Below are 14490 nucleotides of genomic sequence, written 5' to 3' on the forward strand. Positions count from 1 at the left end.
TGATGATTAAATGCAAACGAGTTTATGACCCTGTTGACGATAACGATGGCTACCGTGTGCTTATTGATAGACTGTGGCCAAGAGGAATAAAAAAAACAGATTTACAACACGACTCTTGGAATAAAGACGTTGCACCTTCTAATGAACTGCGTAAATGGTTTCATCAGAACACAGATCAGTTTGCACAGTTTATCGAACGATATCAGCAGGAACTTAATAACACAACGGCTTGGCAGGCGTTGGTTTCTCAGGCAAAACAAGGTGATTTAACACTGTTATACAGTGCTAAAAATACAGAACATAATCAAGCAATTGTACTCAAAGCATTTCTTGAAGATAAAATGCAAAGTAAAAGTAAATAAAGGTTATCGGAATGGATATTCAGCAATCAACCACACAAACAGAGCCAGCAATAATATCATCGGTGGCTCAACCAGCGGTTAAAAAGCCGTTACAGGGGATTAGTGGCTGGTTAATTTTACCAATTATCGGACTGTTTTATATGCAGTACAAAACAGTCATGATGTTATTGCAAGAAATTTCACAAGTTCAAACCGCATGGCCATTGGCAACTCAAGCGGATTCTGATTTTTATATTCCAGGTTTTGCGACAGGTTTCTATCTCTTGCAACTAGGTTATGGTGTTTTGATTGCACTGTTTCTTTGGACATTTATCGCCGCAGTTAAATGGAAAAAACAAGCGAAGTGGCTATTTATCATCACCATGGTGTTATTTACTTTAATGGTATTGGTTGCCCGTTTTGTATTCCCATATATATTTGGATTGGAAATTAATCACTCAAATATTATTACAGCCATAAATGGCAGCTTCTATTGTGTGTTATGGATCCCCTACTTTTTAGTTTCACATCGCGTCAAAAATACGTTTATCCATTAAAGTATCTGGCCACTCCTTATTAGTAGTGGCCTAACATACGGTTATTTATCAGAAAGATTTAGAGTGTGGGTTATATTGCAGTTTGCAATAAACGCGTCATCGTGGGAAACCAGTAATAGTGTTCCTTGGTAGTCCTGCAATAGCGCTTCAAGTAGTTGTTTTGAATCTAAGTCTAAATGATTATCGGGCTCGTCGAGTAATAAAATAGCGGGTGGACTCGGGCTATGTGTGAGTGCCAATAGCGTTGCTTTTAGCTGCTCACCACCACTGAGCTGCTGTAGTGGTAACAATGACTTATCTCCTCGTATCCGCAACATGCCTAATTGCGTGCGCCACTGTTCTACAGTAAATACAGGTTGGTATTGATAAAGCGCTTCAGCGACAGGCAATGTTTTATCGAGTAAATTGAGGTGTTGATCTAAATAGCAAAACTCACCGCTTAGGCGGTACTCTCCTGAAGATGATGGCAACAGGCCTGCAAGCACTTTAAGTAGCGTTGATTTACCGCAACCATTAACTCCTTGAATATGCCAGTGCTCTCCACTGTATACAGTGAATGAGAGTGGTGACGAATAACCGTAAGGCAAACGCAAGTCAGAAGCGAAAATTGTGACTTTATTTCCTTCATTTTGATAGTTAATCGTCATTTTTTGCGGCTTGATATGGCGAGCTCTTTCTTGGTTTTCCTGTTGCTGGTTTTGTAGATTATCCATCACTCGTTGGTGCCGCTCTGCGACATTTGATTGCTTTTTCTCCGCACGATTTTTCTGCATATCAAGCAGCAGTAAGGATTGCGACCCACCATAGCGAATTTTTTCACCTTGTTTTTTGCGTTGAGCGGCTTTTTGTAATGTGGCTTGCTGTTGTTTTTTCTCTTGGTGAATGCGTTTTTCTAAGCGTTCACCTTGTGCGTCAATTGCAGCGATTTCCAAGTTTTTTTGGGTATCGTATAACGTATAATTTCCCCCATATTCATGTAAGCCTTTTTCCGTTAACTCAAAAATGGTATCCATTTCTTCTAATAGGGTTCTGTTGTGAGAAATAATGAGACAACCAGCTCGATGCTCAGTAAGCTTTTGATTGAGCCATTGCCGACTTTGTGTATCTAAATGGTTATCTGGTTCATCAAGTAGCAAAAAGTGGTTTTGATGAAGAAATGCACGACAAAGGGCTAGGCGAGTACGTTCCCCCCCACTTAAATGGGCAATGGGGGCTTCCATTGAGATAGCGAGTCCTGCTGAATCCAATAAACTTTGCCATTGGGAAGGTAAATGCCATTTATCTTCCGTTAGTTCAAAATCTGCCAAAGAACCATTCCCTGCCTCAATGCGTGAAAATGCGTGATAAAGTTCATTCATGCCTAAGGCATCGACGAGTGTTTCGCCAGTTAGTCGCGTTAATTGCTCGACATAGATAAAGGGAAGGTTCCAATGTACATTCCCTTGCGTAGGGGATAATTGGTCAGCAAGAATACGCATCAAGACAGATTTCCCTTTGCCATTATGACCAATTAGGGCATTTTTTTGGCATGACAGCGTCCCGCTTAACGGAGGAAAAAGGGCGGTTTGGTTAAATTCAATATTGAGCTGTGAAAAGTGACAAGCAATCGTCATATGCACCTCCAAAATAATGAGGACAGACAACGTCGTTGACTTATCAAGAAGCGTCGATGAAAGCGGTTGCCTGCCAGGAACAGAAAAATGAATACCAAAAGGGTATTGGAAAATATTTTCTGGCAGTGCTTAGTTCATCGTGAGGCGTACCTGCGAAGTTGGGTGAGCGATAAATTCGCACACATTATAAACAGGTTAAATTGATTTACGCAACTTATCGTGATTGGGTTTTTTCTGAAAGTCGTGCTAACGATTTAATAATAGAAAAAGCCAGTCAATAATAGCGACTGGCTTTTTCCATTAACAACGAGATTTTATAACAACGAGATTTTTACGATTATGCAGAGGTATTCTCTGACAACCATTGAGCAATGCGTTGCTTTTCTTCTTCATTCAGCCACATACCCAATTTAGTGCGACGCCAAATAGCATCATCCAACTCTGTTACCCACTCATGTTTGACTAAGTAACGTAATTCCGCTTCGTAGAGATTCGCAGAGAATGCTTCACCAAGGTCGCTGAGTGAATTCGCGCCTTCAAGGATTAATTTACTGTTGCTACCGTAGGTTCTGGCAAAACGTAGCGCTAAGCCTTCAGGAAGCCATTGATAATGTTGACGTAACACGCGTGCATAACCATCACGGTCACAACCTTCGATATCACCACCCGGTAATTGGCCATTTTTGGTCCATGGGCTACCTGCATTTGGATAGTAAGTCGCTAATTTATTCACAGCGGCTTCCGCTAACTTACGATAAGTCGTTAATTTACCACCAAATACAGACAACAATGGCGCTTGGCCTTGTTCATCGTGAATATCCAATGTGTAATCACGAGTAATGGCTTGTGGTGAGTCTGATTCATCGTCGCACAGTGGGCGAACACCTGAATAATCCCAAACAATATCACTCACGGTTAACTGCTTTTTGAAGTGGTCGTTATACACTTTCAGTAAATAGTTAACTTCGTTTTCATCAATTTTGACGTCTTTCGGGTCGCCTTTATATTCTACGTCAGTCGTACCGATGATAGAAAACTCATCCATCCACGGGATAACAAATACAATACGGTTATCTTCATTTTGTAAGATGTACGCTTGTGGTTCATCATGTGCGCGTGGAACGACAATGTGGCTACCTTTGATTAGGCGAATACCATAAGGTGATTTTAATTTCAGGCCATCATCAAAGAACTCTTTTACCCAAGGCCCTGTAGCATTAACCAGCCCTTTCGCTTTCCATGTATGAGTTTCCCCCGTACGTAAGTCTTGAGCTTCAACAACCCATAAGCCGTTTTCACGGTAGGCGCGAGTCACTTTTGTGCGAGTACGAACCTCACCATTCTTACGTACCACTTCTTGAGCGTTTAACACAACTAAACGCGCATCATCAACCCAACAATCGGAATATTCAAAACCTTTCGTTAATTCAGGTTTGAGTACAGAGTTTTGGTTGAATTTCAGACCTTTACTGCTTGGTAAGCTGACACGTTTGCCTAAATGGTCATATAAGAATAGGCCAATGCGGATCATCCAAGCTGGACGTAAATGAGGCTGATGAGGTAAGCGGAAGCGCATTGGGAAGGCTATATGTGGTGCTAATCGTAATAGCACTTCACGTTCAGCCAATGCTTCGCTCACTAATCTAAATTCATAATGCTCTAAATAACGTAAGCCACCGTGAATGAGTTTAGAACTCGCAGATGAAGTCGCACTTGCCAAGTCTTGAGCTTCGAGCAGTAATACCGATAATCCACGACCTGCAGCATCTGCTGCAATACCAGCGCCGTTGATCCCGCCGCCGATGACAATCAAGTCTTTAGTTTCCATGCATCCCCCTGAGATGTTCGAAACACTTTCAATAATGTTCGTTTTCGCTCATTTGATTGTAGTCAAAATAGATAGTGATGCCAACTATTATTAATGAAAAAAATAACAACTGCGTGATATTGGTAACAATTTTTTTTCAATACCCACACATAAAATATTGTTATTTACAATGAAAAAAAGAGAGTTTCGCGCGAAAAAGAAAAAAACAATGGCAAGGCGGGGGAGACTAAAATAGGAAAGGAGACTAAGAAGTATGATGGCAGCGGGCGCTACCATCATTAAGATAATTATTTGATTAACAAAGCTCTAATTGAACATTATGTTGCTCAATGACTTTGAGAATGCTGTCAGGTGGCTGTTTATCCGTAAATAAGTAGTCAATCAGGTTCATATTGCCCAAATTAACCATCGCGTTACGACCAAATTTAGAATGGTCGGTGACGAGCATGACACAGCGTGAGTTCTCAATAATCGCGCGTTTGGTACGAACTTCATGGTAATCGAACTCAAGTAATGAGCCATCCATATCAATACCACTGATACCCAAAATACCGTAATCTAGCCTAAATTGAGAAATAAAATCGAGGGTCGCTTCACCGACAATACCGCCATCTCTTGAGCGAACTTCACCCCCCGCTAAAATTAGGCGGAAGTCTTCTTTTGGCATCAGTAATGTGGCGACATTAAGGTTATTGGTCACCACGCGTAGGTTTTTGTGATTAACCAATGCATGAGCAACGGCTTCGGGAGTGGTACCAATATCTATAAATAATGTTGCACCGTCAGGAATTTGGCTTGCAACATGTTGTGCGATACGCGCTTTTTCATCTGACCACATGATTTTACGGTCATTATAAGCTGCATTCACGGAACTTGAAGGCAGTGCTGCGCCACCGTGGTGCCGCTGAATTTTATTTTGTTCAGCGAGGTCATTGAGGTCCCGACGGATTGTTTGAGGGCTTACCTCAAAGTGTTCGACGAGTTCTTCAGTACTGACATATCCCTGAAGACGCACAAGCTCAACTATTGCATCATGTCTCTGGGTTTGTTTCACAGCGTTAGCCTCTAATTATTAAAATGTTTTATCTGGAGCTCTGGTGTTTAAAACTGTGCCTATTATCCCATACTCCCATCAATAAGCCGATAATTAACCCTGAAGTATGTGCGGCATTCGCAATATGCATACCTAAAACATCGAAGTAACCGAAAAAAAGCCAGATAATAGAGAATATCATTAACCCTCGAGGGACGCTGATGCCACTTTCAGGCCGACGTTCACCCGTTAACCACACATAGCTGACAAGGGCATAGACGACACCAGATAAGCCGCCAAAGTTGTTTTCACTAAACAGCGACTGACCCCAGTTACTAAACAGTGCAGAGACTAGTAAGATAGTGAATAATTTACCCGTTCCGAGCTTTCGCTCAACTTGCCCAGCCAGAAACCACCATAGCGCAAGGTTGAAACCAATATGTGATAGCGAAAAGTGCACCAATGCAGGGCTAAACCAACGCCAAAGTTCCGTTTGTTGGTCGCCAATAGGCCATGCTAAATAGCGTAGAACTTCTCGGGCATCGGTCATTTCTACCCAAAGATATACAACAATCGACAATAAAATAACAGCGATAGTTAAAGGGCCAGATTGTTCTTTAAGGTAGCCCCAGGTCAGGTAGTTACGATATTGAAACTGGGTATCTGCGCTTCCCGTGTGCCAACTGGCTTCTAGGTAGCGGGGGTGATTTGGATCTTGTAAAAAAATATCTAATTCTTTCTGGGTTTGAGATTGAAATTGCTCATCTTCTAGCCAAAGCTCAAAGACGGCTTGTTCCTGTGATGGCTTTATTATTAAGTGGATATTTTTGCTAGCCATATAGTCAACAAAGGCTTGTGCCATTCTAGGATTAGCAAAAGAGGTGATGTGGATCATGAATGCGTTTTCTCATCTAGAGAGCCGTAACGGCTTGTGGATATTCCCTTAACCATGCTTCAAATCCACCATTGATGCTGTATACAGATTCAAAGCCAATGTTGATCAGATATTGTGCAGCGCCTTGGCTACTGTGCCCATGGTAACACATCACCATAACTGGTTGTTCGTAATCCGTTTGTTCTAGAAATTGGCTTAGTGACTCATTGGTGAGGTGATAGGCCCCACTAGCATGGCCTGCGCGGAAACTTTGTGGGTCTCGTACATCTACCAGTATGGCAGTACCGTCCACCCAATGTTGGTAAGCTTGCTCTGGTGTTAGTGTTTCAAAATGGTCCATAAAATACCAAATACAGTAGGTAACAACCGATAAAAGGTTAAATGAGAGGCACCCGTAAAAAACCAAGTGCCAAATACTCGTGGTATTGATTAGTAGAAAGAGTGCTCGCCACGTTGGTGTTCAGTCAGGTCTTTAACGCCTTTTAGCTCACCTTCAAACATTTTGAGAAGTTCTTTTTCGATACCTTCTTTAAGAGTGACATCAACCATTGAACAACCGTTACAGCCGCCACCAAATTGCAGAATTGCAAAGCCTTCATCGGTGATTTCCATCAGGGAAACACGGCCACCGTGGCTGGCAAGTTGTGGGTTAATTTGTGACTGTAAAACATACTCAACACGTTCAATTAATGGTGCGTCATCAGAGACCTTACGCATTTTGGCGTTTGGTGCTTTTAACGTCAGTTGTGAGCCCAGTTGGTCGGTAACGAAGTCAATCTCGGCATCATCTAAGAATGGCGCGCTAATTTCATCAACATAAGCAGATAATTTCTCGAACTTTAGTTCTTTATCTGTTGCTTCAACGGCACCCGGAGGGCAGTATGACACACCGCACTCTGCGGTTGGTGTGCCTGGGTTGATAACAAAAACACGGATTTGAGTTCCTGGCTCTTGATTTTCCAACAATTTGGCAAAATGAGCCTGTGCTGCTTCAGTAATATTAATCATAATCATTTGCTCAATAATAGTTGACTGCTTTAGTTGGTTATAATACGCCCATTTACCCCTTTCCTACAAGGTGCGACACAGTGACCATGCATCAACAGTATGTACACCCGCACAAATCAACAATTGTGCTGCGGTATTCATGGTGGAACCTGTTGTAATAACATCATCAAGAACAGCAACATGTAGGTTTGAAACCGAGTTGTTTAAGGTAAATGCTCCCTTTAGGTTATTTCGGCGATACTCACGTTTTAGTGTAATCTGTGCCAGTGTAGCACGACTACGTGATAATGAATTTTGCGAATAGGGGATATTTAACCATCTGGATAAATTTTCGCCTATTAATGCCATATGGTCAAATCCTCTCCACCACAGACGGCGGCGATGCAGTGGAATGGTGATGATTAAGTCCGGTTTTTGCCATTTTTGTTGGCGGTAACCCGTGAGCCAAAATAACGCAAAAATTCGTGCTAGAGTAAAAGCAAGTTGAGATTGATTTTGAAATTTAAAACGATGGATTAACAAGCGTAAAGCGCCTTGGTACGGGGTTACTGTGATAATTCTCTGCCATGCGGGAGGGTTTTTTAGGCAACGTCCGCACTCCATGGTAGGCTGCTCACAGGGTAAAGCGCAGCGTAAACAGCAGGTTGGCATTTTAGGTAGTCCTTTGAGGCAAAAATGACAAACACCCTGATGAGTTAATTTTAGTGATTGGTGACATAGCCAGCAGCCCCCCTCCATTGTTAGCATAGTAGCGTCCCGTTAAAACGAATTGACAAATAAATGAATGAAGAGAGTGTAACGATGGCAAAGTTATATTGGCAGACCGTTAGTGAAGGTAAACAAGATCTTGTGTTGCTGCACGGATGGGGACTGAACGCACAAGTCTGGCAAACAATTATTCCGCGAATCGCTTCGCACTTTCGGGTTCATTTAGTTGACCTGCCAGGTTATGGGCGTAGCCAAGGTTTCCTTCCTATGAATATTCAATCAATGGCAAATATTTTGTGGGAACAAGCGCCTAAAAACGCGATTTGGCTCGGTTGGTCACTTGGTGGGCTAGTTGCAAGTCGTGTTGCGCTTGACCATCCTTATGAAGTCAAAGGGTTAATTACCGTTGCTTCTTCTCCATGCTTTAAAGCAGAAGAAAACGGTTGGGCGGGGATCCGACCGGAAGTTTTATTAGGTTTCGAACAGCAACTTTCGGCTGATTTTCATCGTACCGTTGAGCGTTTTTTAGCATTGCAGACATTAGGGACAGAAAGCGCAAGAAATGATGCTAGAACCTTGAAGTCCGTGGTACTTGAACAACCTATCCCAACGGTTGAAACGTTAAATGCCGGGCTTGAATCATTGCGTACCGAAGATTTGCGCGATGAATTAAAACAGTTACCCATTCCTTTCTTGCGCATTTATGGTTATCTCGATGGCTTGGTACCGCGCAAAATAGTGCCCATTTTAGATGAGCTTTACCCTAATTCCCCATCTGTCATTATGCGCAATAGTGCCCATGCACCCTTTATTTCCCATCCTGATGAGTTTTGCGAATACCTGTTGGATTTTCAAAGTCGTATCGAGGAATAAATAAAAAAATCAGCCTAACTCATGGCTGATTTTTTTGTGGTGTACCTATTATTTGATTTTATACACAAAATGAGCGCAATCAGTGCTTTCTGGGCAGCCTTTACAACTACTGCCCGTTAAACAAGCATTGATATCGACTTGTTCAATTTTTTCTAAGCTGACGAGTTTCTCAACCATCGCTTGAATTAATGGAACCGGTGTATTTAGCTGCTCACTGAGTAGCGCGATGTCAGCTTGCCCATATAAGGCGATTAAATCTCTTATTTGCAGCAAGCTAGTCATCGTTTTATTCCTTAGTGGCAAGCATCACTTGAACAGCCAGAACATTGCTCTGCAGTTTTGCTCTTGATGTTCAGGGTTACACGGCTACGCATGCGGCGTAAGAATATGAACAAGGCAAGGTTGAACAGGACAACCGCAGCAATGGTAATCAAACTGCTTTGTGGGTGCTCGCTGAATGTGGCAACTTGGTAAAACAGAGCCGCGAGGCTATAAGCCACATTCAAGCCCCACAGAATGGAGAAACTCATCCAACTTTTATTGGTTTCACGTGCGATAGCACCCATCACCGAGACGCAAGGCACATACAGTAAGACGAAGATTAGGTAGCTATAGGCAGCAATGCCTGAACCAAATTTCGCTGCCATAGTGCCCATTGAACCGGACTCCATCTCTCCATCACCTTTACTGGCTTCGATAGGGTTTGATAGCGCACTTAAGGTAAAGGTTTCTTTTAAGCTGTCCCAAGTTTCAGAAACCGCATCTCCCAGTTCTTCCCATAAATTGAATGATTCTGCATCGAATGGCTCAGAAGTAATGGCTTCAGCGGTATACAGAGTATTTAAAGTCCCCACGACGACTTCTTTAGCCATCGCCCCGGTAATTAACCCCACGGTCGCTTGCCAATTATCTGCATGCACACCAATCGGCTGTAACGCAGGGGTAATAACTTTACTGACAGAAGCGAGTGCAGAGTCATTAATATTATCAACAGGCTTACCAGAGAAAGAGAAACTATTTAATGCACCAATAAAGATACTGGCAACGACGATAACTTTACCCGCTCGTACCACAAAGCCTTTTAGGCGTTGCCATGTTTGAATCAGCAATGTTTTGATGTGCGGTACATGGTAAACCGGAAGCTCCATAATAAACGGAGAGGCCTCGCCACGCATAAGGGTATGTTTTAGTAATAACCCTGTCAAAATAGCGACAACAATCCCTAAAATATAGAGAGAAAAGACCACACTAGCCCCATTTTTGCCAAAGAAAGCGGCAGCAAAAACAGCGAAAATGGCCAGCCTTGCACCACAAGACATAAACGGTGCCATTAGTACCGTAATGAGCCTTTCACGCGGTGCATCTAGCGTGCGTGCACCCATAATTGATGGTACGTTACAGCCAAAGCCGACAATCAACGGTACGAAGGATTTACCTGGTAAACCTAGCGCCTGCATGAGGCGGTCCATCACGAAAGCGGCTCGTGCCATATAACCCGAGTCTTCCAGTATTGAAAGAAACAGGTACATCATCCCGATTTGTGGTACTAACGGTAATACTGTATTAATACCACCACCGACACCTTGGGCAAGGAAAATAGTGAGCCAATCAGGGAAGCTAAAATAGGCGCCAACCCACTGAATACCATGAATAAATATCGCCTCAGAAGCACCTTCAAAGAAAGGCTGCAATGCCCCACCAATGTTAATGGCTAAGACAAACATCAGGTACATCACAAATAAGAAAATAGGTACACCGAGCCAACGGCTCAGAATAAATCTATCCAGTGATTGTGTTAGTCGATTTGGTTCAGCGGCGCTATTGTTAATCGCGGCATGACAAATTGTGGCAATAGATTGATAACGTGCGTCAGCGATGAGTAGTTCAGGCTCTTCGTTTAAGCCTTCTTTCAGTGTTTGGCGTATCGCCAGTAATTGCCCTTCAGATATTTCTGCGCGTTGACGGCTATAAATATCCCCTTCGAGAATTTGTAATGCTAACCAGCGGCGTTGCTGGTGGCTAAATTGTTGTGTTGAAATTTGTTCAGATAAAGAATCCACTGCTTGTAATAACTGGGGTGGATATTCCACAAGGGCTTGTTGGCTATTTTGTGGATGTGTATCAATGGCTTTTTTTAGTTTATCGATACCGGTTGCTCGAGTTGAAACCATTGGGATCACAGGGCAACCGAGCTGTTTTTCTAATTCAGCAATATTAATATCAATATGTTGGCTTTGAGCGATATCCAACATATTCAAGGCAACAATACATGGAACGCCTAACTCAACTAATTGTAATGTCAGATAGAGGTTACGCTCTAAATTGGATGCATCGACAACATTAATGAGCATGTCGGCCTCACCACTTAAAATAAAGTAGCAGGCGATTTGTTCGTCGAGAGAGGTTTGTTCAGAAATGGTGGTCAAAGAGTAAGTGCCGGGTAGGTCAACAAGCTCGATTTTATGGTCATCGGTATGGAAGCGACCCACTTTTCGTTCAACAGTGACCCCTGCCCAGTTACCGACCCGCTGCCTTGACCCTGTAAGTTGGTTAAATAGGGTCGTTTTGCCTGCATTGGGGTTACCAATTAAGCCGATAGTTAATCGTTTCATAGTGTTTGCCAATAATAAAAAAGAAATACTTAAACGGTGGTTGCTTCATCTAGATTGAGTAGGGCAAGATCCTTTTTACGCAGCACTAAGCTGACGCGGTGAGTTTCTATTTGTACAGGATCGCCAAAAGGCGCCAAGCGCACCACTTTAAAGACAGAACCCGGAAGTAAACCGAGTGAGAGTAGTTTTTGTCGGTATGCAGGACTGATTTCTGGAGAGAAACCGAGTATTTTGTAACTGCATTGAGGAAGTATTGCCATAGTGTCTTCCTAATCATTTAATTCATAATGATATCGATGACAATGTTAAAGATTATAATTGCTCAGGTAATAAGACCGCCAAACAAAAATAAATCTAATTAACAATGAGAATCATAATCATCCACCTTTTGTTATATTTAGCCTCTTTTTTCGTCAATTTGACTTGATATGGATCAACGAAGCATTGAGTTTGCGGTGTTTCGTTAGCAAAAGTAATGGCGGAGTAAACGCGGGGGAGAGGGTGGAATAATGTTCAATATATTGGTTGGGATAACTAATTACAGCGATTCATTATGGATATAGGTATCACAATAAGTACATTGTGATACCTATCCTATTAAAAAATTAGCGCTTCTTGCCAAATGCAGCAGCAAGGGCATCACTCATGGCACTATTACCAGAAGATGCATTGTTTTGACGTGAATTACCTCTTGATTGAGGAGCCTTACGTGTATTTTTGTCCTGTTCTGGGGCTGCACGGCGAGGAGCACTGTTAGAATCACCGGCTTGCTCATCTAAACGCATCGTTAACGCAATACGTTTGCGCGCAATATCCACATCTAACACTTTGACTTTTACAATGTCACCGGCTTTTACCACTTTGTGTGGGTCTTCGACATAACTATTTGAAAGTGAAGAAATGTGAACTAAACCGTCTTGGTGAACACCAATATCCACAAAAGCGCCGAAGTTGGTCACATTGGTAACCGCACCTTCTAAAATCATGCCAGGAGTCAGGTCCTTCATGGTTTCTACGCCTTCCGCGAAGGTCGCTGTTTTAAACTCAGGACGTGGGTCACGGCCCGGTTTTTCCAGCTCTTTAATGATGTCAGTGACGGTTGGAACCCCAAATTGTTCCGTGGTGAAGTCGCGTGGGCTCAAGGCATTAAGTACCTGTGAATTACCCATAATTTCTTTGAGTGGCTGGCGGACAGACTCAAGAATTTTTTCGACAATTGGATAAGCTTCAGGGTGAACAGTAGAAGCATCTAACGGGTTTTTACCATTGGTGATACGTAAGAAGCCAGCACATTGCTCAAAAGCTTTTGGCCCAAGACGTGCAACTTTGAGCAATTGCTTTCTATCACTAAATTGGCCATTTTGATCGCGCCAGTCCACCACGTTTTGCGCAATCATTTTGCTTAAACCAGCAACCCGAGTCAGTAAGGCAACAGAAGCGGTGTTCAAGTCAACTCCAACCGAGTTTACGCAGTCTTCGACTACGGCATCTAATTTACGTGCTAATTGCGTTTGGCTGACATCATGCTGATATTGGCCAACCCCTATGGATTTAGGGTCAATTTTCACCAATTCAGCTAGCGGGTCTTGTAGGCGGCGGGCAATTGATACGGCACCACGTAAAGACACATCTAAGCTTGGAAACTCGAGCGCTGCAAGTTCAGAGGCGGAATACACAGAAGCACCAGCTTCGCTGACAATCACTTTCTGTGCCGTGACTTCTGGATACTGTTTTTGTACTTCAGCAAAGAAACGTTCCGTTTCGCGAGAAGCAGTCCCGTTACCTATCGCCACTAACTCGACATTGTGTTTTTGGCAAAGTGCTGCGACGATGGTTGCCGCTTTGGCAGCTTGCCCGGTATGCGGATAAATCGTATCGGTCGCAATTAATTTTCCTGTCGCATCCACGACAGCGACTTTCACGCCAGTCCGCAGGCCTGGGTCTAAGCCCATGGTGGCACGCATTCCTGCAGGTGCTGCCATCAGTAAATCACTGAGGTTACGAGCAAATACGTTAATGGCTTCTTCTTCGGCCTTTTCACGCAGTGAGCTCATCACTTCTGTTTCCAAGTGCAGTAATACTTTGACACGCCATGTCCAACTGATCACTGCCTTACGCCATTGGTCAGCCGGAGCATTGTTTAAACGAATATCTAAGTGGCGGGTGATAATTTCTTCGCAGTAACTTTCTTTGGGTGGTTCATCAAACTGAGGATCACAGTTTAATGAAAGCTGTAAAATTCCTTCGTTACGGCCACGGAACATCGCAAGAGCTCGGTGAGAAGGAACCTGAGCAACAGGTTCGTGATGTTCAAAGTAGTCGCTAAATTTCACCCCTTCTTCTTGCTTACCTTCTGCAACAACAGAAACAAGGTGGGCATTTTTCCAAATATAGTCGCGAACTTTCGCTAAAAGAGCCGCATCTTCGGCGAAGCGTTCCATAAGGATATAGCGAGCGCCATCTAAAGCGGCTTTGACATCAGCAACACCTTTGTCTGCATCGATATAGGTTTTTGCGAGTTCATCAGGTGACTGGTTAGGGTCATTCCACAGGGTGTCTGCTAAAGGCTCAAGTCCTGCTTCGATGGCAATTTGCCCACGAGTGCGACGTTTCGGTTTATACGGAAGATACAGGTCTTCAAGCTCGGTTTTATTAAGCGTAGTGTCAATAGCGGAGGCAAGCTCTGGTGTCAATTTACCTTGCTCTTCTATCGACTTAAGAATGGTCTGTTTACGGTCATTTAATTCGCGCAAGTACCCTAAACGGCTTTCTAGCTGGCGAAGCTGAGTATCGTCCAACCCTCCGGTAACCTCTTTACGGTAACGCGCAATAAACGGGACAGTATTTCCTTCATCTAACAATGTGATGGCAGAAAAAACCTGTTTCGGCTGGGCTTGCAGTTCCGCTGCAATAATTTGGCTTAGAGTTTCATTCATGTCGAATTTAAATACCTACTGAAAGAACAGTTAAAAAATTTACTGCACTGTTATACTTGGTGAGAACGAGAATTTCCAGACTGAAT

Annotated in this window: 14 protein-coding genes; 3 read left to right on the plus strand and 11 right to left on the minus strand. The window is 43.1% G+C overall.

Going from position 1 to position 14490, the window contains the following annotated elements:
• Positions 1–2: 2 nt before the first annotated feature.
• Both PSF28_RS12450 and PSF28_RS12455 read left to right on the plus strand, forming a co-directional pair.
• The gene (locus PSF28_RS12450; RefSeq protein ID WP_042851696.1) at positions 3–362 is read left to right on the plus strand and encodes a DUF488 domain-containing protein; all 360 of its coding nucleotides are present in this window, start codon (positions 3–5) and stop codon (positions 360–362) included.
• Positions 363–373: 11 nt separating this feature from the next.
• Positions 374–898 carry a DUF2569 family protein gene (locus PSF28_RS12455; RefSeq protein WP_210837196.1) on the plus strand — a complete coding sequence of 175 codons (525 nt, stop codon included), beginning with the start codon at positions 374–376 and terminating at the stop codon, positions 896–898.
• Positions 899–939: 41 nt separating this feature from the next.
• Here PSF28_RS12455 and PSF28_RS12460 read toward each other — a convergent pair whose 3' ends face one another.
• The 7 genes from PSF28_RS12460 to PSF28_RS12490 all read right to left on the minus strand — a co-directional run bounded on the left by PSF28_RS12460 (position 940) and on the right by PSF28_RS12490 (position 8022).
• On the minus strand, positions 940–2511 hold the full coding sequence (locus PSF28_RS12460; protein ID WP_004266134.1) for an ATP-binding cassette domain-containing protein: 1572 nt from the start codon (positions 2509–2511) through the stop codon (positions 940–942).
• Positions 2512–2848: 337 nt separating this feature from the next.
• The gene (gene glpD / locus PSF28_RS12465) at positions 2849–4339 is read right to left on the minus strand and encodes a glycerol-3-phosphate dehydrogenase (RefSeq protein WP_272685140.1); all 1491 of its coding nucleotides are present in this window, start codon (positions 4337–4339) and stop codon (positions 2849–2851) included.
• Between the two features lie 295 nt (positions 4340–4634).
• Entirely contained in the window at positions 4635–5393 is a 759-nt protein-coding gene (locus PSF28_RS12470; RefSeq protein WP_004262881.1) for a DeoR/GlpR family transcriptional regulator, read from the minus strand.
• 28 nt (positions 5394–5421) lie between these two features.
• Complete coding sequence (gene glpG / locus PSF28_RS12475; RefSeq protein ID WP_004266132.1) at positions 5422–6267, minus strand: rhomboid family intramembrane serine protease GlpG; 846 nt, start codon at positions 6265–6267, stop codon at positions 5422–5424.
• 16 nt (positions 6268–6283) lie between these two features.
• Positions 6284–6607, minus strand: coding sequence for a thiosulfate sulfurtransferase GlpE (gene glpE / locus PSF28_RS12480; protein WP_004266131.1), 324 nt, complete (start codon positions 6605–6607; stop codon positions 6284–6286).
• A gap of 89 nt (positions 6608–6696) precedes the next feature.
• Positions 6697–7275, minus strand: a complete 579-nt coding sequence (gene nfuA / locus PSF28_RS12485; RefSeq protein WP_004266130.1) for a Fe-S biogenesis protein NfuA — start codon at positions 7273–7275, stop codon at positions 6697–6699.
• A 63-nt stretch (positions 7276–7338) separates the two neighbouring features.
• Entirely contained in the window at positions 7339–8022 is a 684-nt protein-coding gene (locus tag PSF28_RS12490; protein WP_210837198.1) for a DNA utilization protein GntX, read from the minus strand.
• Positions 8023–8076: 54 nt separating this feature from the next.
• Here PSF28_RS12490 and bioH point away from each other — a divergent pair, with 54 nt between their 5' ends.
• Positions 8077–8856 carry a pimeloyl-ACP methyl ester esterase BioH gene (gene bioH / locus PSF28_RS12495; RefSeq protein ID WP_272685141.1) on the plus strand — a complete coding sequence of 260 codons (780 nt, stop codon included), beginning with the start codon at positions 8077–8079 and terminating at the stop codon, positions 8854–8856.
• 48 nt (positions 8857–8904) lie between these two features.
• Here bioH and PSF28_RS12500 read toward each other — a convergent pair whose 3' ends face one another.
• From PSF28_RS12500 to PSF28_RS12515, 4 genes are all read right to left on the minus strand, one after another.
• The gene (locus PSF28_RS12500) at positions 8905–9138 is read right to left on the minus strand and encodes a FeoC-like transcriptional regulator (RefSeq protein WP_196719982.1); all 234 of its coding nucleotides are present in this window, start codon (positions 9136–9138) and stop codon (positions 8905–8907) included.
• A gap of 11 nt (positions 9139–9149) precedes the next feature.
• Complete coding sequence (feoB, locus tag PSF28_RS12505) at positions 9150–11468, minus strand: Fe(2+) transporter permease subunit FeoB (RefSeq protein ID WP_117162933.1); 2319 nt, start codon at positions 11466–11468, stop codon at positions 9150–9152.
• Between the two features lie 29 nt (positions 11469–11497).
• Positions 11498–11728 carry a ferrous iron transporter A gene (gene feoA, locus PSF28_RS12510; protein WP_004266125.1) on the minus strand — a complete coding sequence of 77 codons (231 nt, stop codon included), beginning with the start codon at positions 11726–11728 and terminating at the stop codon, positions 11498–11500.
• Positions 11729–12073: 345 nt separating this feature from the next.
• The gene (locus tag PSF28_RS12515; RefSeq protein WP_272685142.1) at positions 12074–14404 is read right to left on the minus strand and encodes a Tex family protein; all 2331 of its coding nucleotides are present in this window, start codon (positions 14402–14404) and stop codon (positions 12074–12076) included.
• Positions 14405–14490 lie beyond the last annotated feature (86 nt).

Origin of the sequence: Providencia sp. PROV130, assembly GCF_028482225.1 — a bacterium.
Lineage (GTDB): Bacteria > Pseudomonadota > Gammaproteobacteria > Enterobacterales > Enterobacteriaceae > Providencia > Providencia rettgeri.